This window comes from Neobacillus sp. S1115 (assembly GCF_055385565.1).
On sequence record NZ_AP038275.1, the window covers coordinates 2,017,544 to 2,043,735 of the forward strand.

The window sequence follows — 26,192 nt, forward strand, 5'->3', positions numbered from 1 at the left end:
AAATACTAAGACATACTCTCGTGTACAAGAGTGGGGATTCTCCCACTCTTTCGTGTTGTTTAGGATGGTTTTTCATCAGTATTTTAAACTTGCATAGCTACATAGAAGATATTGCTGGAAAAGGAGGTAGGGCATGAGTAAAGTCACCGAGGTTGTTGAAGAACTGGCTGCACCTATTTTTCAAGAGCTTGGCTTAGAATTAGTAGAAATTGAATACGTTAAAGAAGGAAAAAGCTGGTTCCTTCGCGTATATATCGATAAAGACACAGGCATTGATATTGAAGACTGCGGAATTGTCAGTGAACGACTTAGTGAAAAACTTGATGAAGTGGATCCAATTCCTCATAACTATTTTCTTGAAGTATCATCGCCAGGTGCAGAGCGCCCTTTAAAGAAGGATAAAGATTTTGAAAAAGCAATCGGGAAAAATGTTTTTATTAAAACTTATGAGCCTCTTGATGGTGAAAAAGGTTTTGAAGGGACTCTTTTAGCTTTCGATGGTCAAACTGTTACAATCGAAGTGAAAATAAAAACCCGTAAAAAAACGATTGAAATTCCATACGAAAAAGTGGCAAATGCAAGGCTTGCTGTAACGTTTTCTTAAACTTAGAAAAATACAATAGAATAGGGGGATATACTCAAATGAGCAGCGAACTAATAGATGCTCTTATTGTCCTGGAAAGAGAAAAAGGTATCTCCAGGGATGTTTTAATTGAAGCCATTGAAGCAGCACTTATCTCGGCTTACCGCCGTAATTTTAATCAAGCGCAAAACGTCAGAATTGATTTAAACCTGGAAACTGGTTCAATGCGTGTTTTTGCACGTAAAGAAGTAGTGGACGAAGTGTTTGATCCACGTCTTGAAATTTCCTTAGAAGATGCGATAAGAATCAATCCAAACTATCAGGTTGAGGATATCGTCGAAATGGAAGTAACGCCGAAGGATTTCGGCCGAATTGCTGCCCAAACTGCTAAACAGGTTGTGACACAAAGAGTCAGAGAAGCGGAAAGAGGAATTATTTATTCTGAATTTATTGACCGTGAAGAAGATATCATGACTGGTATCGTCCAAAGACTTGATTCAAAATTTATTTATGTCAGCCTTGGTAAAATAGAAGCTCTGCTCCCAATCAATGAGCAGATGCCAAATGAACGTTATAAGCCGCATGATCGAATTAAGGTATTTATTACTAAGGTAGAAAAAACAACAAAAGGACCTCAAATATTTGTTTCAAGGACTCATCCGGGATTATTAAAACGTTTATTTGAAATCGAAGTGCCGGAAATCTATGATGGGACGGTAGAAATTAAATCCGTTGCCCGCGAAGCAGGCGACCGTTCGAAGATTTCAGTTCACTCCGATAACCCTGAGGTAGATCCAGTTGGATCTTGTGTTGGTCCGAAGGGTGCTCGTGTCCAAGCAGTTGTAAACGAATTAAAGGGCGAAAAAATCGATATTGTAAAATGGTCTGATGACCCGGTTGTTTTTGTAGCCAATGCGCTCAGCCCATCGAAAGTGCTGGATGTTTCAGTAAATGAAGATGAAAAAGCGACAACGGTTGTTGTGCCGGATTATCAGCTTTCATTAGCAATTGGGAAACGCGGCCAAAATGCTCGTTTAGCGGCTAAATTAACCGGCTGGAAAATTGATATTAAATCAGAATCTGAGGCTCGTGAAATGGGGATTTATCCTCGTGAAGAAACAATTCGTCTATTCGATGATGGGGCGGATACTGATTTTGACGATTTTAACGATGAAGAATTAGATTAGATCAGAGGTGAATGATGGTGAACACAAAGAAAAAAGTTCCTATGCGGAAATGTGTGGCCACTGGTGAAATGAAACCGAAAAAAGAACTCGTTCGCATCGTTCGCTCAAAAGAAGGAGATGTATCCGTCGATTTAACTGGAAAAAAATCGGGCAGGGGTGCATATCTTTCAAAGGAAAAAGATGCCGTCCTCTTGGCAAAGAAAAAGAATATTTTGGCAAACCATTTAGAGGTTACGATTTCCGAATCGTTATATGATGAGCTGCTTGAGTTGATAGAGAAGGAGAACAGGTCGTCTAAATGAACGAAAACCAATGGATGTCATTGCTTGGACTGGCCAATCGAGCACGAAAAGTAATATCTGGTGAGGAGCTTACCGTTAAGCAAATCCGCAGTGGAAATGCGAAGCTCGTTTTATTATCCGCAGATGCATCACAAAATACGACAAAAAAAATTACCGACAAATGTAATTCGTATGAGGTTCCAATTAAAATGGTTGAAAATCGTTATCTTCTTGGCCAGGCGATTGGCAAAGAGGCCCGCGTTGTGGCAGCCGTTTTGGATGATGGATTTGCCAAAAAACTTAAACAAGTGCTCGATTAAATCTTGCGGGGGTGAAAATAATGAGTAAAATGCGTGTTTATGAGTATGCAAAAAAACATAACCTATCTAGTAAAGAAATCATTACAAAATTAAAAGAAATGAACATAGAGGTTTCAAATCATATGGCAACTCTAGAATCATCAGATATTAAAAAGCTTGATGCTGCCTACAATAAAAATGAAAACAAAGAGCAGCAGAAAAAGACTGGAAATACGGCTGAACAAAACCGTAGCAATAACAATAATAATAACAATGGTCGCCAAACTCAACAAAAGGTTCAGACAAAGCCACAGGTGCAGACTAAAACGACGCCAAAGGCTTATGAGGACGATGATGAAAAACTTGTCGTGCCTTCCAAAGTAAAGGTTGCTCCGGGAGCGCCAAAAGCAAAAGAAGGCAAAAAACACGAACAGGAATATCAATCCAAAGAAAATAAAGCATTTCAAGCTGGGAAAAACAAAAGTCGTCCCCATAATAATCAACAACAAAATCGTAATCATCAACAAAATAAGAAGAGAAATCATCAACAAAACCATACGCAGCAACAATCCCAAGCGCCGCAAAAGAAGAAAGAGAAGGAGCTTCCTACTAAAATTACCTTCAGTGAATCTTTAACGGTTGCAGAACTAGCCAAGAAGCTGCACAGAGAGCCTTCTGAACTAATCAAAAAGCTATTCCTGCTTGGCGTCATGGCAACAATCAATCAGGATTTAGACAAAGATGCAATTGAATTAATTGCCGGTGAGTATGGTGTTGAGGTCGAAGAAGAAATTAAAGTTGATGCGACCGATTTGGAAATTTATTTCACAGAAGATACAGCGGAAAACCTTGTGGAACGCCCGGCTGTTGTGACAATCATGGGTCACGTTGACCATGGTAAAACAACCTTGCTTGACTCCATCCGTAATACAAAAGTTACTGAGGGAGAGGCAGGCGGAATCACTCAGCACATTGGTGCCTATCAAGTAATCGAAAACGGAAAGAAGATTACGTTCCTAGATACACCTGGACACGCTGCGTTTACAACAATGCGGGCCCGCGGTGCGCAAATTACAGATATTACAATCCTGGTGGTTGCTGCTGATGACGGTGTTATGCCTCAGACAGTAGAAGCAATTAACCATGCTAAGGCAGCTGAAGTTCCGATTATTGTTGCTGTTAATAAAATGGATAAACCAGCAGCAAATGCCGACCGGGTTATGCAAGAGCTTACTGAGCACGGTTTAGTAGCCGAGGCTTGGGGCGGGGATACTATATTTGTTCCGCTATCCGCTAAAACAGGTGAGGGAATTGACAGTCTTCTTGAAATGATCCTGTTAGTAAGCGAAGTAGAAGAATATAAAGCAAATCCGGAACGGAATGCAGTAGGAACTGTCATTGAGGCTAGATTGGATAAAGGGCGCGGATCCGTTGCAACCTTGCTTGTTCAGAATGGAACGCTAAAAATTGGTGATCCAATTGTCGTCGGAAATACATTCGGACGTGTGCGGGCAATGGTGAATGATTTAGGACGCCGGGTTAAGGATGCAGGTCCATCTACACCGGTTGAAATTACCGGACTAAGTGATGTACCTCAGGCAGGAGACCGCTTCGTTGTATTTGATGATGAGAAAACAGCCCGTCAAGTTGGAGAATCACGTGCTCAAATCGCATTAGTTGCCCAGCGCGGTGAAAAAACACGTGTCAGCCTAGACAATCTCTTTGAACAATTAAAGCAGGGAGAAATGAAGGATCTGAATGTCATTTTGAAATCAGACGTTCAAGGTTCTGCAGAGGCGTTAGCTGCTTCCTTGCAAAAAATTGATGTCGAAGGTGTAAACATCAAAATTATCCATAATGGAACAGGCGCCATTAACGAATCTGATATCACGCTCGCAGCTGCTTCAAACGCCATTGTCATCGGCTTTAATGTTCGTCCTGACGTGAATGCCAAACGTGCAGCAGAAGCGGAAAAAGTAGATGTCCGTTTACACCGCATTATTTATAAAGTCATTGAAGAGATGGAAGCGGCCATGAAGGGTATGCTTGATCCGGAATTTGTTGAGAAAGTTATCGGTCAGGCTGAGGTCCGCCAGACATTCAAGGTTTCAAAGGTCGGAACGATTGCCGGTTCATATATAATCGACGGGAAAATTACCCGTGATAGCGGTATCCGTGTCATTCGCGACGGGGTTGTTATTTTTGAAGGTGAGATTGATGCCTTAAAACGCTTCAAGGATGATGCCAAGGAAGTATCCCAAGGCTACGAATGCGGTATCACCATTAAAAACTTTAATGATGTTAAAGAGGGAGATATTATTGAAGCGTATGTAATGGAGGAAATCGAGCGGAAATGATAATCGGCGCAGCCGTTTGTGAATGCATCATTTACGATGCACATTCCTTAAAAGAGAAGCGAGCTGTTTTACAGCGAATTCTTACTCGTTTAAAACAAAAATTTAATGTGTCAGTAGCAGAGGTTGACTATCACCATGTCTGGCAGCGGACTAAAATAGCCATTGTCGCTGTTACGGCAGCGCGGGTGTCAACAGAGCATGAGCTGCAGAATGCATTAAAACTAATTGACTCGTTTCCAGAGATAGAAAGAACAGTCACCGAAATGGAATGGCTTTAAATGAAGAGGTGAATTGAATGAGCCACAGACCAAATCGTGTTGGAGAGCAAATGAAGAAAGAACTGAGTGACATTATCGGACGCAAGATAAAAGATCCTCGGATTGGTTTTGTGACCGTTACAGACGTTCAGGTAACAGGCGATTTGCAGCAAGCTAAAGTTTTTATTTCGGTATTGGGTGATGATGAACAGAGGGAGAATACGCTTAAAGGCCTTGCAAAAGCAAAAGGATTTATTCGAAGCGAAATCGGCCATCGTATTCGCCTTCGCAAAACTCCCGAAATTATCTTTGAATTCGACGAATCCATTGATTATGGGAATCGCATCGAAACACTTCTTCATGATTTACATTCTGACGGAAGCCCGATGGAAAAAAATGAAGAAGAATAACTCATCTTATACCAAATAGTTTGCATATCCTCACAAATGAGGAAAATGGATAGACGAAAAAGTCTATCCATTTTTTTCGGGGATGACAGGAAAGAGGTTGTGAAAATTGGAAGGCATTTTACCATTATTGAAGCCGGCGGGGCTTACCTCTCATGATTGTGTTTTTAAATTGCGGAAGATCTTAAAAACAAAGAAAATCGGTCATACTGGAACACTTGACCCTGATGTAACCGGAGTCCTCCCAATCTGTATCGGGAAAGCGACAAAAATAGCCGAGTATATTACAGATGCAGGCAAGGCGTATGAAGGTGAAGTAACCATTGGTTTTTCCACGACAACGGAAGATGCTTCTGGTGACGTGGTGGAAAAGGAAATGGTTAACCGGACCATCAGCCGCGAAGAAATTCTAAAGGTACTACAGTCGTTAACCGGCGAAATTGAGCAAACACCACCAATGTATTCCGCCGTTAAAGTGAATGGGGTCCGTCTTTATGAATATGCCCGAAAAGGGATTGTCGTGGAACGCCCATCAAGGAAAGTAATGATTTATTCGATTAACCTTCTTGATGAACGGACTGAATTCGCTGGCGAGACTATCAGCTTCCGCTTTCAGGTTAGCTGCAGTAAAGGCACTTATATTCGAACCTTAGCTGTCATGATTGGTGAGGCTTTGGGGTTTCCAGCGCATATGTCGAAATTGGTAAGGACGCAATCGGCTTCGTTCACACTTACTGATTGCCTTACGCTTGAAGAAGTGGAAAGGTTAATGGCAGAAGGGAGCATTTCGCAGGTTTTACGACCATTGGAATCGGCACTTTCTCATTTGCCGAAAATGCAGATTAATGATAAAGTAGCAGAGAAAGTGAAAAACGGTGCACTTTTAGAAATTCCAGAGAATTTAAAAACTTGTGACGGACCTATTATTGCCGAAACGGCTAAAGGGCTGGCGCTTGCTATCTATGCAAAGCATCCCAATAAGCAAGGCCTCTTAAAGCCGATGAAGGTTCTAAGAAATGAACTCGAATAAAGGTTCCTGTATAGAAAAGGTGAGTTTCAGTTGGAAGTAAAAAGATTAAGTTTTCCACTAAATGTGTCAGATCTGCAGGCGCTGCCTCCTTTATCGATGGCCCTTGGCTATTTCGATGGCGTGCATCGCGGGCATAGGCAGGTAATACTTGAAGCAAAGAAGCAAGCTGATGAACAAGGACTGTCAAGCGCAGTCATGACTTTTGACCCTCATCCTTCTGTGGTTTTAGGGAAAAATGAAAAGCATGTAAAATCCATTACCCCATTAGCAGAAAAAATCAAAATTATCGGGGGAATGGGTATTGATTATCTTTTTGTCGTTCACTTTACCCCAGAATTTGCCAATCTTCTGCCTCAAGAATTTATTGACCAATACGTTATCGGGCTGAATGTGCAGCATGCGACCGCAGGCTTTGATTTTACCTACGGCCGGATGGGCAAAGGGACGATGGAGACCATTCCATTTCACTCAAGAGAGAAATTTACCTTTTCTGTTATTCCGGAATTTACCGAGGGGAGCGAAAAGGTGAGCTCGACCAGAATTCGCCGACTTCTTAAAGAGGGGACTGTTGAGGAACTTTCGCACCTTTTGGGAAGGTATTACACAACTTCAGGGTATGTCGTCCATGGTGATAAACGCGGACGGACCATTGGTTTTCCGACGGCAAATATTGAATTAAATGATGAATACATTATTCCCCCTACAGGTGTTTATGCGGTAAGGATGATGGTTAGCGGCAGTATGCATAATGGTGTTTGTAATGTTGGCTATAAGCCTACCTTTAATAAGGAGGCAGTCAAGCTGTCGATTGAAGTTCATTTATTTGATTTTCATAAGGATATCTATGGGGAGGATGCCGTAATTGAGTGGCATCTATTCCTGCGAAATGAACAAAAGTTTTCTGGAATAGAAGAACTTGTAAAGCAAATTGAAAAAGATAAAAATAAGGCTTTGGAATATTTTGCGAAAAAACACAAATTGCTTGATGTATAGAAGAAGAGAAGTTTTCCTATAATATATGATGGAATGAACTTGCATTTTGCGACAAAACATTGTATTCTTAAATACGTACTAAATGAACCTTTGCTTGGCAAGTCGAATCACCGACGCTTGCTCGGCATAAGGGGATTGAGAAATAGGAGGTGAACCTGGATGGCAATCACACAAGAACGTAAAAACGAAATCATCAATGAGTATAAAACTCATGAGAACGACACAGGCTCTGCTGAAGTTCAAATCGCTGTCCTTACAGAATCAATCAACAATTTGAACGAGCACTTACGTACTCACAAGAAAGATCATCACTCACGTCGTGGTCTTTTGAAAATGGTTGGTAAACGTCGTAATCTTTTAACTTACCTGCGTAACAAAGATGTTCAACGTTACCGCGTGTTAATCAATAAGCTTGGTCTACGTCGTTAGTTTACAGAAGCGGGATTTTTCCCGCTTTTTTGTTAGCTTTTAAAAGTTATTGAATATTTCATACATAATTTTTAAGTCATGATTTTTTGTGCATACTAATACTAATTTGGTTTGAAATCACAAGCGTTTTCGCTTTTTTATAGTTACATTAGAAAGATGATACCAGCGAATAAGTTTCGCGTCATCCTCCTAAGTGATTTAGATAGAGAGGGGTAAAAATATGGATCAGCAAAAACATGAGTATTCCATGGATTGGGCCGGCCGCAATCTGACAGTTGAAATTGGGCAACTAGCCAAACAAGCTAACGGTGCAGTCTTGGTCCGTTATGGAGATACAGCCGTTTTAAGTACGGCCACAGCGTCTAAGGAGCCTAAGAACCTAGACTTTTTTCCATTAACAGTGAATTATGAGGAAAGATTATATGCAGTCGGTAAGATTCCCGGAGGCTTTATTAAACGGGAAGGACGTCCAAGTGAAAAAGCGATTTTGGCAAGCCGATTGATTGACAGACCAATTCGTCCGCTTTTCGCAGATGGTTTTCGTAATGATGTTCAAGTAATCAGTATTGTAATGAGTGTGGATCAGGATTGTTCTTCAGAAATGGCCGCGATGTTCGGGTCATCACTGGCTTTATCGGTATCGGACATCCCGTTTGAGGGCCCGATTGCCGGCGTTGTAGTCGGCCGTGTAAATAATGAATTCGTGATCAATCCAACGGTGGAGCAGGCTGAAAAGAGTGATATCCACCTAACGGTTGCCGGTACAAAGGATGCTATTAACATGGTTGAAGCAGGGGCCGATGAGGTACCTGAAGAAATCATGCTTGAGGCTATCATGTTTGGCCATGAAGAAATCAAGCGGTTAATAGAATTCCAAGAGAAAATCGTTGCTGAAATCGGCAAAGAAAAAAGGCAGATAAACCTGTATGAGCTTGACAAGGAGCTTGAAGCAAAGGTGCGGGAAATGTGTGAAACAGACATGATCAGTGCCATTCAAGTTCAAGAAAAACATGCTAGAGAAGCTGCCATCACTGATGTAAAGAATCGAGTATTGGCTCATTTTGTTGAGCAGGAAGCTGCCGATGATGAGCTAAAACAGGTTAAACAAATTTTGGACAAGATGGTTAAAGGTGAAGTCCGCCGCTTAATCACAGTAGAAAAAGTCCGTCCGGACGGCCGGAAAATTGATGAGATTCGTCCTTTATCTTCCCAAGTAGGAATCCTGCCGCGTACCCATGGTTCAGGGTTATTTACAAGGGGACAAACCCAAGCGTTAAGCATTTGTACCCTTGGTGCAATGGGGGATGTGCAAATTCTTGATGGTCTCGGAATTGAAGAAGAAAAACGCTTTATGCATCATTATAATTTCCCATCCTTCAGCGTCGGGGAAACGGGACCGATCCGCGGGCCAGGCCGCCGGGAGATTGGCCATGGTGCACTAGGGGAGCGTGCCCTAGAGCCGATTGTGCCATCTGAAAAGGATTTCCCATATACGATTCGACTTGTATCAGAGGTGCTTGAATCCAATGGGTCTACTTCGCAGGCAAGTATTTGTGCCAGCACATTAGCCATGATGGATGCCGGTGTACCAATTAAAGCACCTGTTGCCGGTATCGCTATGGGTCTTGTGAAATCAGGAGAGCACTATACCGTTTTAACGGACATTCAAGGGATGGAAGACCATCTTGGCGATATGGACTTTAAAGTAGCCGGTACAGCCAAAGGTGTTACTGCTCTGCAAATGGACATTAAAATTGAGGGTCTTTCCCGTGAAATTTTAGAAGAAGCATTGCAGCAGGCCAAAGTCGGAAGAATGCAGATCCTTGATTCTATGCTTGCTACACTTGCTGAACCAAGACCTGATCTTTCGCGGTTTGCGCCAAAAATTCTGACCATGACGATTAATCCGGATAAGATCCGCGATGTTATTGGACCTAGTGGGAAGCAAATTAACAAAATTATTGAAGAAACTGGGGTTAAGATTGACATCGAACAGGATGGAACTATTTTTATCGCATCTGCTGATTCAGAAATGAATCAAAAAGCGAAGAAAATTATTGAAGATATTGTCCGTGAAGTTGTCGTAGGGGAATTGTATCTTGGTAAAGTAAAACGGATTGAAAAATTCGGTGCTTTCGTTGAAATCTTTGCCGGCAAAGACGGCTTAGTCCATATTTCTGAGCTTGCTGAAGAGCGGGTAGGAAAAGTGGAAGATGTCGTGAAAATCGGCGATGAAATTTTAGTGAAAGTGACCGAAATTGATAAACAAGGCCGCGTTAATTTATCGCGTAAAGCTGTCCTTAAGGAACAGAAGGAAAAAGCTGAACAAAATCAATAATCGTTTAAAAAGTCAGGAGGCCGCTCCTGACTTTTTCTTTTTCTATTGGCATGCTTTATCATCGTTCTACCTTGTCCCTGCTCGTCATAATCTGTATAGAAGGGGGAAGAGGAAGAATGAAAAAAAAGATAATTATCGCGGTAATTGTGCTTGCTGCTTTCCTTATTGTAAATAGTCCAATTGTACATAAATATGTTTCCGCCTTAAAGGGATCAGCACTTCCGGCAGTAAAGGAGACGGATTCCTTATACCAAAGCATTGTAAAAAATGCGCCTGAATATGAGAAACCGCCTTCAGATGCGAAAATCGATCCGGTTTGGAAGGCGATACCGGGATACAATGGCCTTGCAGTTGACCTCGCTGCTTCTTATCAAAATATGAAAAAGAAAGGCACTTTTGATGAGAAAAAGCTCGTCTTTAAACAGGTGAAGCCTAAAGTGCAGCTTAAAGATCTGCCGCCCTCACCTATTTATAAGGGGCATCCCGATAAACCGATGGTCAGCTTTATTATTAACGTTGCCTGGGGAAATGAATATTTATCAGATATGCTGGCAACGTTAAAAAATCATAACGTATCGGCAAGTTTTTTTCTAGAAGGCAACTGGGCTAAAAAGAACCCAGAGTTGGCCAAAATGATTGTTAGTGCCGGGCATGAGGTAGGAAACCATTCGTATTCCCACCCGGATATGGCAAAGCTTACAGCTGCCCAGACCAGAGAACAAATGGTGAAAACCAATGAAGTGATCGAAGCCGTGACCGATAAAAAGACAGAATGGTTTGCTCCTCCGAGCGGCAGTTATCGCGACGAAACAGTCAAAATCGCAGATGAATTAAACATGAAAACAGTCATGTGGACGGTAGATACTGTGGACTGGAGAAAGCCTTCTCCAGATGCCTTAATTAACCGGGTAATGGGCAAGATTGGCAATGGGTCGTTAATCCTCATGCACCCAACCGAATCGACGGCAAAATCTTTAGATCGATTAATTACCTTAATCGAACAAAAGAATTTACAGATTGGGACGGTTTCTGAATTAATGAGCGAGGAAAGGGTCATAAAATAAATTGAGGGAAGAAATACCTAAAAGTTGGAGAATATAGTGATTATAGGTATAATTAACAATTGGGAAGTAGCATCTGCTGTTTATAGACAGGAGGAAGTCGATGATTAACAAATACACGTGCCAAAATGGAGCAAGAATTGTATTAGAACAAATCCCTACCGTAAGGTCCGTTGCCATTGGTATCTGGATTGGAACGGGATCAAGAGATGAAAATCCTGAGACAAACGGGATTTCCCATTTCCTTGAACATATGTTTTTTAAAGGAACCACTACCAAAACTGCTAAAGAAATTGCTGAATCCTTTGACAGCATTGGCGGTCAGGTAAATGCGTTTACCTCAAAGGAATACACATGCTATTACGCTAAGGTACTCGATACCCATTCAAAGTTTGCTTTAGACGTATTGGCAGATATGTTCTTTAACTCTACCTTTGTGGAAGAGGAATTAAAGAAAGAAAAAAATGTGGTTTTAGAAGAAATAAAGATGTATGAAGATACACCTGATGATATTGTTCATGATTTGCTGAGCAGGGCTGTTTATGAAGACCATCCGCTTGGTTATCCAATTCTAGGAACTGAAGAAACACTGAACTCTTTTACAGGCAATACGTTAAAGGAATATATTCATGAACGATACACACCTGAAAATGTTGTGATTTCAATTGCAGGTAATGTTCCAGAAAGCTTCATTCAAGAAGTGGAAGCCTACTTTGGCTCCTACCAAGGCGGAAGCACAACAGTACAAGAAAATGTTCCTGTTTTCCATGCCAACCGGATTTCACGGAAAAAGGAAACTGAACAGGCGCACCTTTGTATCGGGTTTAAAGGATTAAAGGTTGGTCATGAAGATATTTATAGCTTGATTACCTTGAATAATATTTTGGGTGGAAGCATGAGCTCCCGATTATTTCAAGAGGTACGCGAGCAAAGAGGATTGGCTTATTCCGTTTTTTCCTATCATTCTGCTTATCAAGACAGCGGCATTGTGACTATTTACGGCGGTACCGGGGCAAAGCAATTAAATGTATTGTTTGATACTGTTCAGGAAACGCTTGAAAAATTAAAACAAACAGGCATAACGGAAAAGGAATTAACGAACAGCAAGGAACAGCTGAAGGGCAGTCTTATGTTGAGTCTGGAAAGTACGAACAGCCGGATGAGCCGAAACGGAAAAAATGAACTCCTATTAAAGCGCCATCGCTCGCTTGATGAAATCATTGAACAAATTGATGCAGTAACAAAAGAAAGCGTAGACAAAATGACAAGGGATGTATTTACTGATAAGTATTCCGTGTCGTTAATCAGCCCTGACGGAGAATTCCCAACCAATTTAGCATAATTAACGAAAAAAACAGTTTGCCTCGGTGAACTGTTTTTTTCTTTATTCTAAATAAGGACTTCCCTCTATAAATATATAGTAAGTGAGGAATAGGGGGCGGCTTATATGAGGTTGAGTGAATTAAGCGGAAAAGAAATTGTCGATGTAAAAAAAGCAGAGCGCCTAGGTGTCTTGGGCCAAACAGATCTAGAAATAAATGAAAGCACAGGTCAAATCCAGGCGCTCTTAATCCCGTCCGTCAAATGGTTTGGACTGAGAAAGCAAGGGGATGAAATAAGAGTACCCTGGCAACACATTAAAAAGATTGGGTCAGATATGATCATCATCGATGTTCCGGAAGAAGATTAATATTGATGGTCCCTGCAAATGGGCCTGTTGATTTCCGCTCCGGGCACTCGCTTTCCGCGGGGAGGTCCTGGAGCCTCCTCGGCGCTTTTGCGCCTGCGGGGTCTCCAGTGACCTCTATTTCCCGCAGGAGTCGAGTGCCCTCCGCTCCAATCATCAGGGTATCCAATCAACCTAAAGGATTGCAACACACATTTTGCATCGTTTCTAAGTGTGTTGCAATCTTTTTCATATTTTGGCAGTCTGCAGTCGATTAGCGGTTTTTCGCGTGGTACTAATTCATCTATAGAAAACAAATTATTCACTTTAGCTATACTTTTTTTGCTGAAACATTTATTTCACCACTAATTTATATTATTTATTGTGAGTTAAATATCCTAATTGAAAACCTGTTGATTGGAGCGGAAGGAGCGAAGACTCCTGCGGGACTACGGGGCTGGGGAGACCCCGCAGGCGCTTTAGCGCCGAGGAGGCTCCCCGGCACGCCCGCGGAAAGCGAAGCTCCTGGAGCGGAAATCAACAGACCTATTTAAGGCCTCTATATTAATAACATTTAATAAGTAGAAAAAAGATAGCCTGAAGCCCAAGCAATTTAATTTGCTTGGGCTTTTTTGCATATTCCCGCGTGGAAAACTCACCGATTGAAACTTTCTTACATAAGATGGGGAAGTGATAAAGAACAAAGGAAAAATTGAATGGATTCTTTAAAAAAGAAGGTGAATGTTTTCATGCTGACAGGGATGCAGATAGCCGTTATTGGTGGTGATGCCAGGCAGCTGGAAATTATCCGAAAGTTAACGGAATTAGATGCTAAACTAGCACTGATTGGATTTGAACAGCTTGACCACGCCTTTACTGGTGCAGTCAAGGAGAAAATCTCCGAGGTTGACTTTTCGAATATCGATGCCATTATTCTGCCAGTCGCTGGCACAAATTTAGAAGGTCAAGTAGAGACGATTTTTTCCAACGAGAAAGTGGTCTTAACAGAGGATATTCTTTCGAAAACTCCTGAGCATTGTACCATTTATTCAGGAATCAGCAATTCCTATTTAAACGGGATTACAGACCAAACAAACAAAAAACTAGTCCAGTTGTTTTCAAGAGATGATGTAGCCATTTATAATTCGATTCCGACTGTTGAAGGAACACTTATGATGGCCATCCAGCATACTGACTTTACGATTCATGGTTCTAATGTAACTGTCCTAGGATTGGGACGGTGCGGTATGAGTATTGCAAGGGCATTCCATGCATTAGGGGCAAAAGTAAAAGTCGGGGCAAGAAAAAGCGAACATCTTGCTAGAATTACGGAAATGGCACTGACACCGTTTCAATTAAGCAATATTGAAACGGAAGTGTCGGGTACAGACATTTTAATCAATACAATCCCGCAGCCAATTGTTAATGCATCAGTCATTGCCAAACTACCCGCACATACCATTGTAATCGACATTGCCTCAAAACCGGGAGGAACCGATTTTCGTTACGCAGAAAAGAGAGGAATCAAAGCCCTCCTTGCACCCAGCCTGCCTGGAATTGTCGCTCCCAAAACAGCGGGGCAAATTTTAGCAGATGTCCTATCCCAGCTGCTTTCAGAGACAGAACCAGATCGAAAGGGGAATGGAAAATGAGTTTAAAAGGTAAAAGAATTGGTTTTGGATTAACGGGTTCACATTGTACGTATGACGCTGTATTTCCGGAAATTGAAAAACTGGTGCAGGCTGGCGCAGAGGTGGTTCCAATTGTAACTTTTACGGTTAAAAACACTGATACCCGCTTTGGAAAAGGCGAAGATTGGGTCCAGCGAATTGTCGATTTAACTGGCAATAACCTAATTGATTCCATTGTAAAAGCAGAACCGTTAGGACCGAAAATGCCGCTCGATTGTATGGTAATTGCTCCTTTAACAGGAGTATCGATGAGCAAGTTTGCCAATGCCATGAATGACAGCCCTGTTTTAATGGCGGCAAAAGCAACGCTTCGAAATTTAAAGCCGGTTGTCTTAGGTATTTCCACGAATGACGCTTTAGGGTTAAATGGGGTAAACCTGATGAAACTGATGGCCACTAAACACATTTTCTTTATTCCTTACGGACAGGATGACCCGATAAATAAACCGAATTCAATGGTGGCGAGAATGACAATGCTTCCGGAAACAGTGGAAGCAGCAATGGAAGGCAGACAGATTCAGCCGGTATTGGTTGAAAGATACAAAGATGAGGACTAATTTCCTTTCCCTTCATTAAAAAAGGTTATTTCTTTCAAATAATATGATAAAATAAATTAATCTTTCATCAGTGGGTTAATAAGTTAATCCGCTGATGAAAACAATCATAAAATATTACTATACTGGCAGCAAGAAAACTTAAACTTAAGGGAATAACCGGCCAGTGAATAGGAAGGGGAACAAGAATGAGTCATCAAAATGGATTTCACGTCGCAGTTGTCGGAGCAACAGGCGCTGTTGGCCAACAAATGATCCAAACTTTAATGAAAGAGAATTTTCCAATTAGAGAGTTAACCCTGCTTTCCTCCGCTCGTTCGGCAGGAAAAAAGGTCGATATAAATGGCCGTGAATATACAGTGCAAGAAGCAAAGCCAGAGAGCTTTGAGGGTGTAGATATCGCATTGTTCAGTGCGGGCGGAAGTGTCTCCAAAGAATTGGCTCCTGAGGCAGCAAAACGCGGTGCAGTTTGCGTTGACAACACCAGTGCATTCCGTATGGACACCGATATTCCTTTAGTTGTTCCTGAAGTTAATGAAAAAGACTTATTTGAACATAATGGAATCATTGCTAATCCAAACTGTTCAACCATCCAGATGGTGGTTGCTTTAGAACCAATCCGTCAAAAGTTTGGCTTGAAAAAAATTATTGTTTCCACCTACCAAGCTGTTTCCGGTTCAGGTGCTGCAGCGGTAGAAGAACTTCTTCAACAGACAAAGGCAATTTTAAATGAAGAATCGTATGAACCACAAATTTTACCTGTGAAATCTGATAAAAAACACTATCAGATTGCTTTTAATGCGATTCCGCAAATTGATAAATTCCAGGAAAATGGCTATACCTATGAAGAAATGAAAATGATTAATGAAACGAAAAAGATCATGCATCTTCCGGAGCTTCAGGTTTCCGCGACTTGTGTTCGTCTGCCGGTAGCTGTAGGACATTCTGAATCCGTTTATTTTGAAATTGAAGAGGATAATGTGAGCGCCGCAGAAATCAAAGCGCTTCTTAAAGATGCACCTGGGGTGATTCTGCAAGACGATCCAGAAAACCAAGTATACCCGATGCCAGCCGACTGTGTTGGCAAGAATGAGGTCTTTGTCGGAAGAATTAGAAATGACATCGATAATAGCAAAGGATTTCACATGTGGGTAGTTTCAGACAATCTTCTTAAAGGAGCAGCCTGGAACTCCGTCCAAATCGCACAAAGATTAGTGGAATTAGGGCTTGTAAAATAGAGAAGGCAGGTTTTGGTGTTTACCATGAAAATCATTGTTCAAAAATTTGGCGGGACCTCCGTCAAAGATGAATCTAGCAGGAAATATGCGCAGGGACATATTGAAAAAGCGCTGGCTGAGGGCTATAAAGTAGTCGTTGTCGTATCCGCGATGGGAAGAAAGGGCGATCCATATGCAACCGATACGTTACTGTCCCTGATTGGCGGCAATACAAGTAACATTTCTAAACGTGAGCATGATTTATTACTGTCCTGTGGAGAAGTAATCTCTAGCATTGTGTTTACGAATATGTTGCTTGAGAGCGGTATTAATGCAACGGGATTAACTGGGGCTCAAGCAGGGTTTAGAACCAATAACGACCATACCAATGCCAAAATTGTTGAAATGAAGTGCGATCGCTTACTTAGGGAACTGGAAAGCCATGATGTCGTCGTGGTTGCCGGATTCCAGGGAGCAGCCAAAAATGGCGATGTGACGACGATTGGCCGCGGTGGCAGCGATACATCCGCTGCTGCTTTGGGAGCCGCACTTAATGCTGAGTGGATTGATATTTTTACCGATGTAGAAGGAATTATGACTGCTGACCCGCGCATTGCCGAAAATGCCCGGCCGTTATCAGTTGTTACCTATACAGAGGTTTGTAATATGGCCTATCAGGGAGCAAAGGTCATTCACCCTAGGGCAGTTGAAATCGCCATGCAAGCAAAAGTGCCGATTCGGATTCGTTCCACTTATTCAGAATCCGAGGGAACATTGGTGACTACTTTAAATAAAAATAATCGCGGCAGTGACATCAAGGAACGGTTGGTAACGGGAATTGCCCATGTTTCGAACGTTTCGCAAATAAAGGTTTTTGCCAAAAAGGAACAGTACTACTTGCAGGCAGAAGTATTTAAAGCGATGGCAAATGAGAAGATTAGTGTGGATTTTATCAACATTTCTCCAAGCGGAGTTGTATATACGGTTACAGAAGAAATGACAGATAAAGCAATCCGGGTACTAAATGAATTGGGACACGAGCCAGAGGTTGAACGTCATTGTGCCAAGGTTTCCGTAGTAGGTGCCGGGATCGCGGGAGTTCCGGGGGTTACTTCAAAGATTGTAACTGCCCTTTCAAATCAAGGAATCCGGATTCTGCAATCGGCAGACAGCCATACGACGATTTGGGTCCTCGTCAAGCAGGAAGATTTAGTAAAATCAGTAAACGCCTTGCATAGTGCCTTTCACCTTGAAGATGAATCACTAGAATTAAATAGCTTGGATTTTTAAGAAAACCTTTTGAATAGGATGTTAGAAGCACCAGATTTAGGGAGCGAAAGTTTCGAAAGGAGAAATAAAATGGTTCATTTCGGGCGAGTATCCACTGCAATGGTAACGCCTTTTGATCATAAAGGGCATATTGACTTTGGCAAAACCACGAAGCTAATCAATTATTTAATTGATAATGGTACAGATTCACTTGTTGTGGCAGGTACAACAGGTGAATCACCAACCTTATCGAAAGAAGAAAAACTGGCGTTATTCAGCCATGTTGTGAAAGCCGTAAATAAACGAATCCCTGTTATTGCCGGAACAGGCAGCAATAATACGTACGCATCAATCGAGATGACAAAAAAAGCGGAGCAGGTCGGTGTGGACGCTATTATGCTGGTCGCACCGTATTACAATAAACCGAATCAAGAGGGTCTATACCAGCATTTTAAAGCAATTGCCGAATCAACTACCCTTCCGGTAATGGTCTACAATATCCCGAGCAGGTCGGTTGTGACAATTCACCCGGATACGATTATCCGCTTGTCAAAAATACCAAATATTGTGGCTGTGAAAGAAGCGAGTGGGGATTTAAATGCAATGACTCACATAATTGCTAATACCGATGATGACTTTGCTTTATACAGTGGCGATGACGCGGTTACGCTGCCCGTGCTGTCCATCGGGGGTGCAGGGGTTGTTTCAGTCGCCTCACATGTCATTGGCAATGAATTACAAGAGATGGTGAAAGCATTTTTTGACGGAGAAAATCAACGGGCAGCCAAATTACATCAGCGTCTGCTCCCGTTGATGCAGGGATTATTTGCTGCACCAAGTCCAGCACCTGTGAAAACAGCTCTGCAAATTAAAGGCTTGGATGTTGGATCCGTTAGATTGCCGCTAGTGGGATTGACAGAGCAGGAACGTGCTAATTTGATTGAAATTTTAAATCATAAATAAATGCGAAGAAACCAACCGCCAAAAGCTCGGTTGGTTTTTTCCTTTTTTACCATTGTAAAGGTTTTCCGATTTCAAGTATAATAAACCTAACTGATTTCGATCGGAGCAACTTAGGTTTAGGAGGAAAAGGATTTGATAAAGAAAAAAAATCAATCCATCAAGATAATTGGACTTGGTGGAATAGGGGAAATCGGAAAGAATATGTATTTGGTGGAAGTGGACAAGGACATATTCGTCATTGATGCCGGGCTAATGTTCCCCGAGGAAGAAATGCTGGGCATTGATATGGTAATACCTGATATCACCTACTTAAAGGAGAATAGGGACCGGGTTAAAGCAATATTTCTAACGCATGGACATGAGGATCATATCGGGGCTCTTTCATACATACTTCGGCAGATCGATGCGCCTGTCTACGGAATGAAACTGACACTTGCACTAGCAGGAGCCAAATTAAAGGAGCAGGACTTTAATGGAAAAGCTGACTTTATCGAGATAGATTCCAATATGGTTCTCGATTTAGATACTGTCCAGGTAAGCTTTTTCAGGACCAATCATAGTATTCCAGATTCAGTTGGGGTTTGTATTCACACTTCAGAAGGAATCATTGTTTACACGGGCGACTTTAAATTTGATCAGGCAGCCACCAGGCTTTATAAGCCGGAAATTGGAAAAATGGCAGCTATCGGTGAACAGGGTGTATTATGCTTGCTATCAGACAGTACCGAAGCGGAAAAACCGGGTTATACAACGTCTGAAGCAATCGTCGAGCGCGAATTATCGAACGCTTTTTACAATGCGCCGGGACGGATTATTGCTGCCTGCTTTGCATCTGATATTAATAGAATTCAGCATATTTTTGATGCAGCCAAGGAGAACAAACGTAAAGTCGCAGTAGTTGGAAAAAGTCTTGAGCGAATTTACCACATTGCCATGGATTTGGGTTATTTAGAGGTGGCGGATGATTTAATCATATCTATTGATGAGATTAAGAATTATCAAGACAAAGAAATTGCCGTCTTGATGACTGGAAGCCAGGGGGAACCAATTGAGGCGCTGCAAAAAATGGCCAAGCAGACACATAAGCTGATCAATATCCAGCCGGGTGATACTGTCTTGATAGCTGCCTCGCCGCTAAAGGGCAGCGAAGTATTTTTATTTAAAACAATTGATATGCTGTTTAGAGCGGGCGCTAATGTTGTCTCCGGGAAACGGACCATCCATGTTTCAAGCCATGGCAGCCAAGAAGAATTGAAATTTATGATTAACCTGATGAAGCCTAAATTCTTTATTCCTGTTCACGGCGAATACCGGATGTTGAAAGCCCATCGGAAAATTGCAATAGAATGCGGTCTTCGCGATGAGCAGATTTCCATTCCAGATCGCGGTGACGTGGTGGAGTGGAAAGAAGGGAAGTTTGCCATTACAGGTAAAGTGCCATCCGGAAATGTCCTGATTGATGGAATTGGCGTAGGCGATGTAGGGAACATTGTGCTGCGGGACCGTAAATTATTGTCTCAGGATGGCATATTAATAGTTGTCGTCACCCTGACAAAGAAGGAAAAGAAAATTGCCGCCGGACCGGAAATTATCTCAAGGGGATTTGTTTACGTCCGGGAGTCTGAAAAGTTAATGGATGACTCCACTAAATTAGTCCGTGATATCGTTGAAAGAAATATTGCCAAGGAAAGCTTTGAATGGTCAAGCTTAAAGCAGGAAATAAGAGATGATTTAAATCGTTACCTCTTTGAAAAAACAAAAAGACGGCCGATGATTCTGCCAATTATAATGGAAGTATAATCTTATAGGGGCCTGCCCCCGCTGCTTAAGATCCATGCAGCGGGGGACAGGCCCCTTTTGATGTTTATTTTTCAAGCATGAATTTATTTCATAGGCGAATACTAAAAGATATCATGCTTGAAGGGAGTATTGGGATGAATAACAATTTTATTAAAAATGATGCGGAGAATCCAGGGAGCACTGAGCCACAAAAAGAGGAAAAACCTGCTTCTCCTTTAGTAGAAAAAATACAGCAGCTTGGACAAACGAATGTCCCGCAATTATCCCTAGATTCAAAAATTCACTGTTTGACGATTGTGGGACAAATTGAGGGGCATATGGCGCTTCCACCGCAAAACAAAACGACAAAATATGAACATATTATTCCCCAGCTTGTAGCGATTGAACAAAACCCGAATATTGAAGGATTATTGATTATCTTAAATACGGTAGGCGGTGATGTTGAGGCAGGACTCGCCATTTCGGAAATGCTGGCCACTTTATCGAAACCAACCGTTTCGATTGTCCTTGGCGGCGGCCATTCAATTGGAGTTCCGATCGCTGTTTCCTGCACGTACAGCTTTATTGCTGAAACCGCAACGATGACAATCCATCCAATCCGCTTGACAGGACTGGTCATCGGCGTCCCTGCAACCTTTGAATACCTGGACAAAATGCAGGAGCGGGTTGTTAGTTTTGTAACCAAGCATTCAAAAATACCGGAAGAAACCTTTAAAGAATTAATGTTTGCTAAAGGGAATTTAACGAGGGATATCGGAACAAACGTGATTGGCGAAGAAGCTGTGAAATATGGGTTGATAGATGAAGTAGGGGGCCTCGGTCATGCGATGAAGAAACTGAATGAATTGATTGAGTTAAAAAAGGATGAAAATAAGGGACTGATTCAATGATTTTATATACGATGATGCCGCAGGAGCTAATATTCCCTTATGATGCAGATGCCTTCAAAAATCAGCAAACGGTTTCCTACCAGGGCATCCCTTTATTGGTCGAACAAACAGACCAGCAAAATTATCAAGTCATTCGAGTATTAAGCAGTGATCCACAGCATTTTTTGAATGATCAGATTTGCCCTGGTGCAAAAATTTCTTTTTAAGGATAAGGGAAAACTATTAACACATTATGGTATAATAAGGGTAAAGAGACAAGAGCAGCCAAAATAAGGCTGCTTTTCTGCCTTTATCACAAAAAAGTCGAGGCATCATTAGAATAAAATCAATAATATAAAGGTGATTGCATGGCCAAAAAAAAGAAACGACAACCGAAAAGACGAGATACCCAGCTAAAACGGACGGTCCAATATGAATTATCGGCACTGGCAATCCTAGCATTAGCGATTATTTCAATTGCAAAGCTTGGGGCCGTCGGCAGAGCAACCGTCCTGTTCTTCCGTTTTTGGATGGGTGAATGGTACATGCTTAGTTTACTGGGGCTGGTTATACTAAGTATTTATTTAATGTGGAAAAGGGAGATTCCATTTTTCTTTCATATTAAGCTTGTAGGCAGTTATTTTATTGTTTCAGCTATTCTTCTTTTGAGTCACGTTACATTGTTTGATTTGCTGAGCAATAATGGGAAATTTAAGAACCCTAGTGTCATCAACAATACATGGGAGTTATTCATGATGGAGGTCCGGGGGGAAACCAGTACACATGATCTCGGTGGAGGAATCCTTGGGGCCATATTGTTTGCTCTGTTTCATTATTTATTTGCAGAAACCGGTACAAAAATCATTGCCTTTATTTTTATTTTAGTAGGGTTTATTTTACTAACCGGCAAATCATTTGGTGATTTTGTAGCAAAAATCTTGATGGGGGTTTTTGGCTTTTCAAAAACCCAGTGGCAAGCTTTTAAAACGGATGTAGCCGAATGGAAACAGAAACAGCAGGAAAGGCGGACCGAGCGGAGCAATCAAAGAAGGCAGGCCCAAGAAAACAGGCGGATTCAGCAGACTCCCGCAAACGTCCCCGAACCACAGGCTGATATAGACGAAGCTGTCATCCCTGAACCGTTAATCTCCAATTTTGCGGATCGGGCATATCAGGAGGAGCTGCCTAGGGAAAGACCGCAGCGAGAACCGGCCAAGAGCAGACGGAGCAAACAAGAGGAACCTGAGGAAGACAATACTCCTCCTATCTCATTTGCCGAAGTAGAAAATGCATCCTATGAATTGCCGCCGCTCAGGCTTCTGAAACTTCCAAAGAAAACCGACCAAAGCGGTGAATATGAACTGATCAATAAAAATGCAGCCAAACTGGAAAGAACCTTCCAAAGCTTTGGAGTCAAAGCACGTGTTACACAAGTGCACCTGGGACCTGCGGTGACAAAATATGAAGTCCATCCTGATGTCGGTGTTAAAGTCAGCAAAATCGTCAGCCTCAGCGACGATCTCGCATTAGCACTAGCAGCAAAGGACATTCGAATGGAAGCTCCAATCCCCGGAAAATCAGCGATTGGGATAGAGGTTCCAAATTCCGAAGTTGCAATGGTTTCACTAAGAGAGGTTTTGGAAGCAACGCAAAATGATAAGCCGGATGCCAAGCTAATGATTGCACTTGGCAGGGATATCACGGGCGAGGCCGTGCTGGCAGAATTAAATAAAATGCCCCACCTTCTTGTCGCTGGTGCAACAGGAAGCGGAAAAAGTGTATGTATCAACGGAATAATTACGAGCATTTTAATGCGGGCAAAGCCCCATGAAGTAAAATTAATGATGATAGACCCGAAGATGGTTGAGTTAAATGTTTATAATGGAATTCCCCATCTGCTTGCGCCAGTAGTGACAGAACCCAAAAAGGCCTCACAAGCGTTGAAAAAGGTTGTCAGCGAGATGGAAAGACGATATGAGTTATTCTCCCATACCGGAACAAGGAATATAGAAGGCTATAATGACCATGTTCGAAAACATAATCTCGAAGAAGATGATAAGCAGCCGTTATTGCCGTATATTGTTGTCATAGTGGACGAGTTGGCGGATTTAATGATGGTTGCCTCTTCAGATGTAGAGGATTCGATTACTCGGCTGGCGCAGATGGCCCGTGCGGCCGGGATTCATCTTATTATTGCGACCCAGCGTCCATCCGTCGATGTCATCACCGGGGTCATCAAGGCCAATATTCCTTCCCGCATCGCCTTCGCAGTATCAAGCGGAACAGACTCACGGACAATCCTCGACATGGGCGGAGCGGAAAAGCTTCTCGGCAGAGGGGACATGCTCTTTATGCCGGTCGGTGCGACAAAACCGGTACGTGTCCAAGGTGCCTTCCTCTCAGATCAAGAAGTGGAGGACACGGTTGAATTTGTTATCTCCCAGCAAAAGGCTCAATATCAGGAGGAAATGATCCCAGATGATATCCCAGAGGCTGCTGGAGAGGTTGAAGACGAATTATATGACGAGGCAGTTGAATTGATTGTTGACATGCAAACGGCATCAGTTTCGATGCTGCAGCGCCGCTTCCGGATTGGCTATACAAGAGCGGCAAGACTGATAGATGAAATGGAGCTCCGCGGAGTGGTAGGGCCATATGAAGGAAGCAAACCTCGTGCGGTCTTAATTACGAAGCCAAACGAGGAAAAGAGCTCTTAAAAAAAGGGCCTTATGGCTCTTTTTTTATTCTACTTTTATGGAAAGTTGATAAAATAGTAATAGGCGTTAAAGATGATTTTTATCTTTTCGTCTTTTTTCGACAAAATCATGGATTTCTATTTATTTCTCGCAAAAAACATGATAAGATTATTGCGATTAGTAGGAATGATATCAGAGGTCTGATGTCTAAGGAAAAGGCTGGAGGAAAGCAGCATGTCCATCAAGTCAGATAACCGGCATTTATATTTACAAGTAATCGATCGGCTTAAGCAGGATATTGAAGAGGGTATATACAAAGAAAAAGAGAAACTGCCATCAGAATTCGATCTTGCCAAACAGCTTGGTGTCAGCAGGGCTACACTTCGAGAAGCATTAAGAATTCTTGAAGAGGAAAATGTGATTATCAGACGCCATGGGGTTGGTACGTTTGTTAACGCAAAGCCATTGTTCACATCGGGGATTGAACAGTTAAGCAGTGTTACTGACATGATCAAACAAGCTGGCATGAAACCAGGAACTATTTTCTTAAGGTCATCAACTCAAAGCCCATCGGAAGAGGATATTCGTCGTTTCTCATGTTCTGCTGATGAGGAAATGGTCGTGATTGAGAGAGTAAGAACCGCCAATGGAGAACCAGTCGTTTATTGTATCGACAAGGTTCCAGCACACATATTACCAGAAACCTTTTCTCATGGTGAAGAATCGATCTTCAACATATTAGGAGACGAGGCAAACAGAAGGATTACATACGCGGTTGCCCAAATCGAGCCGATTGGCTATCATGAAAAAATTTCCCCAATTTTAGAATGTGACCCGGAGACTGCATTATTGGTATTAAAACAAATGCATTTCGATGAAACGGATGAACCTGTCCTTTTTTCGGTAAACTATTTTAAGGCGGACAAATTTAGTTTTCATGTACTTAGGAAACGAGTGTAAAAATTTTTAATGGTAATGAAAACGCAATCAGTCCAGTTTTATACCATTTCTACTATCAAACAACATTCTTAGGGGGAAGATACCTTGAAAAAGCGTAAAGTTGGAATGGCGCTATCACTTGTTCTTGCTGCTGGAACACTATTAGGTGCTTGTGGAAAAAGTGATGACAACAAAGGAACTGAAACATCAAAAGGCGGAGAAAAAGGAAAATCATTCTCTGTAGCAATGGTTACTGACGTCGGCGGTGTAGATGACAAATCCTTTAACCAATCAGCGTGGGAAGGCCTTCAAAAGTTCGGTAAAGATAACGGCTTGAAAGAAGGAAAAGGCGGTTACTCTTACCTTCAGTCCAAATCAGATGCTGACTATGCAACAAACTTAAATACTCTTGCTCGCCAAGATTTTGACTTAGTATATGGAATCGGCTTCTTAATGCAGGCAGCCGTTGAAGAAATTGCAAAACAACAAAAAGACCATCATTTTGCAATCGTTGATGCTGAAGTAAAACAGCCAAACGTAGCAAGCATCCTCTTTAAAGAGCAGGAAGCAGCGTTCCTTGCGGGTGTTGCGGCTGCTTTAACAACTAAAACAAACCATATCGGTTTCATCGGTGGTATGGAAATTCCAGTTATCGAGCGCTTTGAGTCTGGCTTCCTTGCGGGTGTAAAGGCTGCTAAACCGGATGTACAGGTTGACGTTCAATATTCTGGTGCATTTGACAAAGCTGAATTAGGGCAATCCATCGCTTCTAAAATGTACTCTTCTGGTGCAGACGTTGTCTTCCATGCTGCTGGTGCTACTGGTAATGGTCTTTTCAAAGAGGCTGTTGACCGTAAAGCGAAAGAACCAAGCAAAGACTTCTGGGCAATCGGGGTTGACCGTGACCAAGCTGACATGGGTCCAGACGTAGTCTTAACATCTGCATTAAAGCGTGTTGACGTAGCAGTTCAAGACTTGTCCAAAAAGGCAATGGATGGCAACTTCCCTGGCGGAGAAGTGGTATTATACGGCTTACATGAAGATGGCGTAGGTTTAGCACCAGTTAACGCAAAGGCTCCAAACAAAGATGCGATTGATAAAGCGGTTAAAGACTACATTGAAAAAATCAAATCTGGTGACTTAAAAGTTCCTCAAACTCGTGATGAATTGAAAAACTTTAGTGCAAAATAAAACTACTAACAGGGAATAAGCGGATATTATCAAGATAATCCGCTTATTCCTTCTTAATGAATCTTAATTGAAGTGCAGAAATGATTTTCTGCCTTTCAATTAAGGTTTTAATGGG

The 26,192-nt window shown here is 42.0% G+C and carries 25 protein-coding genes; all 25 read left to right on the plus strand.

Annotated elements, in window-relative coordinates; all coding sequences use genetic code 11:
• The first annotated feature begins 133 nt into the window (after nt 1–133).
• Nucleotides 134–604 carry a ribosome maturation factor RimP gene (rimP, locus tag ACZ5B7_RS09915; protein WP_464493588.1) on the plus strand — a complete coding sequence of 157 codons (471 nt, stop codon included), beginning with the start codon at nt 134–136 and terminating at the stop codon, nt 602–604.
• A 38-nt stretch (nt 605–642) separates the two neighbouring features.
• Complete coding sequence (gene nusA / locus ACZ5B7_RS09920; RefSeq protein ID WP_213140764.1) at nt 643–1,770, plus strand: transcription termination factor NusA; 1,128 nt, start codon at nt 643–645, stop codon at nt 1,768–1,770.
• A 17-nt stretch (nt 1,771–1,787) separates the two neighbouring features.
• Nucleotides 1,788–2,072, plus strand: coding sequence for an RNase P modulator RnpM (gene rnpM, locus ACZ5B7_RS09925; protein ID WP_464494464.1), 285 nt, complete (start codon nt 1,788–1,790; stop codon nt 2,070–2,072).
• Nucleotides 2,069–2,371 (plus strand): YlxQ family RNA-binding protein, encoded by a 303-nt coding sequence (locus tag ACZ5B7_RS09930; RefSeq protein ID WP_213116324.1) that lies wholly within the window; start codon nt 2,069–2,071, stop codon nt 2,369–2,371. The genes rnpM and ACZ5B7_RS09930 overlap by 4 nt, the downstream gene beginning before the upstream one ends.
• Before the next feature lie 20 nt (nt 2,372–2,391).
• Nucleotides 2,392–4,707 (plus strand): translation initiation factor IF-2, encoded by a 2,316-nt coding sequence (infB, locus tag ACZ5B7_RS09935; protein WP_464493589.1) that lies wholly within the window; start codon nt 2,392–2,394, stop codon nt 4,705–4,707.
• On the plus strand, nt 4,707–4,985 hold the full coding sequence (locus ACZ5B7_RS09940) for a DUF503 domain-containing protein (protein WP_464494465.1): 279 nt from the start codon (nt 4,707–4,709) through the stop codon (nt 4,983–4,985). Before infB ends, ACZ5B7_RS09940 begins: the two co-directional genes overlap by 1 nt.
• Before the next feature lie 17 nt (nt 4,986–5,002).
• Nucleotides 5,003–5,374, plus strand: a complete 372-nt coding sequence (rbfA, locus tag ACZ5B7_RS09945) for a 30S ribosome-binding factor RbfA (RefSeq protein WP_213140761.1) — start codon at nt 5,003–5,005, stop codon at nt 5,372–5,374.
• Between the two features lie 106 nt (nt 5,375–5,480).
• Entirely contained in the window at nt 5,481–6,401 is a 921-nt protein-coding gene (gene truB / locus ACZ5B7_RS09950) for a tRNA pseudouridine(55) synthase TruB (RefSeq protein ID WP_464493590.1), read from the plus strand.
• 30 nt (nt 6,402–6,431) lie between these two features.
• The gene (gene ribF, locus ACZ5B7_RS09955) at nt 6,432–7,394 is read left to right on the plus strand and encodes a bifunctional riboflavin kinase/FAD synthetase (protein WP_464493591.1); all 963 of its coding nucleotides are present in this window, start codon (nt 6,432–6,434) and stop codon (nt 7,392–7,394) included.
• A 159-nt stretch (nt 7,395–7,553) separates the two neighbouring features.
• On the plus strand, nt 7,554–7,823 hold the full coding sequence (gene rpsO / locus ACZ5B7_RS09960; RefSeq protein WP_213116319.1) for a 30S ribosomal protein S15: 270 nt from the start codon (nt 7,554–7,556) through the stop codon (nt 7,821–7,823).
• Nucleotides 7,824–8,043: 220 nt separating this feature from the next.
• Entirely contained in the window at nt 8,044–10,161 is a 2,118-nt protein-coding gene (pnp, locus tag ACZ5B7_RS09965) for a polyribonucleotide nucleotidyltransferase (RefSeq protein WP_464493592.1), read from the plus strand.
• 116 nt (nt 10,162–10,277) lie between these two features.
• On the plus strand, nt 10,278–11,225 hold the full coding sequence (locus tag ACZ5B7_RS09970; protein ID WP_464493593.1) for a polysaccharide deacetylase family protein: 948 nt from the start codon (nt 10,278–10,280) through the stop codon (nt 11,223–11,225).
• A gap of 100 nt (nt 11,226–11,325) precedes the next feature.
• On the plus strand, nt 11,326–12,564 hold the full coding sequence (locus tag ACZ5B7_RS09975) for a M16 family metallopeptidase (protein WP_464493594.1): 1,239 nt from the start codon (nt 11,326–11,328) through the stop codon (nt 12,562–12,564).
• A 105-nt stretch (nt 12,565–12,669) separates the two neighbouring features.
• Nucleotides 12,670–12,912, plus strand: a complete 243-nt coding sequence (locus ACZ5B7_RS09980) for a YlmC/YmxH family sporulation protein (protein WP_423801705.1) — start codon at nt 12,670–12,672, stop codon at nt 12,910–12,912.
• A gap of 725 nt (nt 12,913–13,637) precedes the next feature.
• Nucleotides 13,638–14,540 (plus strand): dipicolinic acid synthetase subunit A, encoded by a 903-nt coding sequence (gene dpaA, locus ACZ5B7_RS09985; RefSeq protein WP_464494466.1) that lies wholly within the window; start codon nt 13,638–13,640, stop codon nt 14,538–14,540.
• Complete coding sequence (gene dpaB, locus ACZ5B7_RS09990) at nt 14,537–15,136, plus strand: dipicolinate synthase subunit B (protein ID WP_423801706.1); 600 nt, start codon at nt 14,537–14,539, stop codon at nt 15,134–15,136. The genes dpaA and dpaB overlap by 4 nt, the downstream gene beginning before the upstream one ends.
• A 185-nt stretch (nt 15,137–15,321) precedes the next feature.
• Nucleotides 15,322–16,371 (plus strand): aspartate-semialdehyde dehydrogenase, encoded by a 1,050-nt coding sequence (gene asd / locus ACZ5B7_RS09995; RefSeq protein ID WP_423801707.1) that lies wholly within the window; start codon nt 15,322–15,324, stop codon nt 16,369–16,371.
• Nucleotides 16,372–16,395: 24 nt separating this feature from the next.
• On the plus strand, nt 16,396–17,640 hold the full coding sequence (gene dapG, locus ACZ5B7_RS10000; RefSeq protein WP_213141300.1) for an aspartate kinase: 1,245 nt from the start codon (nt 16,396–16,398) through the stop codon (nt 17,638–17,640).
• 69 nt (nt 17,641–17,709) lie between these two features.
• On the plus strand, nt 17,710–18,582 hold the full coding sequence (gene dapA / locus ACZ5B7_RS10005) for a 4-hydroxy-tetrahydrodipicolinate synthase (protein ID WP_464493595.1): 873 nt from the start codon (nt 17,710–17,712) through the stop codon (nt 18,580–18,582).
• Nucleotides 18,583–18,714: 132 nt separating this feature from the next.
• Nucleotides 18,715–20,382, plus strand: coding sequence for a ribonuclease J (locus tag ACZ5B7_RS10010; RefSeq protein WP_464493596.1), 1,668 nt, complete (start codon nt 18,715–18,717; stop codon nt 20,380–20,382).
• A 134-nt stretch (nt 20,383–20,516) separates the two neighbouring features.
• Entirely contained in the window at nt 20,517–21,272 is a 756-nt protein-coding gene (locus tag ACZ5B7_RS10015) for a ClpP family protease (RefSeq protein ID WP_464493597.1), read from the plus strand.
• On the plus strand, nt 21,269–21,478 hold the full coding sequence (locus ACZ5B7_RS10020; RefSeq protein WP_213140750.1) for a YlzJ-like family protein: 210 nt from the start codon (nt 21,269–21,271) through the stop codon (nt 21,476–21,478). Before ACZ5B7_RS10015 ends, ACZ5B7_RS10020 begins: the two co-directional genes overlap by 4 nt.
• Nucleotides 21,479–21,619: 141 nt before the next feature.
• Nucleotides 21,620–23,968: a DNA translocase FtsK gene (locus tag ACZ5B7_RS10025; protein ID WP_464493598.1), complete on the plus strand. Its 2,349-nt coding sequence runs from the start codon at nt 21,620–21,622 to the stop codon at nt 23,966–23,968.
• A 213-nt stretch (nt 23,969–24,181) separates the two neighbouring features.
• Nucleotides 24,182–24,907, plus strand: a complete 726-nt coding sequence (locus ACZ5B7_RS10030) for a GntR family transcriptional regulator (RefSeq protein WP_464493599.1) — start codon at nt 24,182–24,184, stop codon at nt 24,905–24,907.
• Nucleotides 24,908–24,991: 84 nt separating this feature from the next.
• Complete coding sequence (locus ACZ5B7_RS10035) at nt 24,992–26,077, plus strand: BMP family lipoprotein (protein ID WP_464493600.1); 1,086 nt, start codon at nt 24,992–24,994, stop codon at nt 26,075–26,077.
• Nucleotides 26,078–26,192 lie beyond the last annotated feature (115 nt).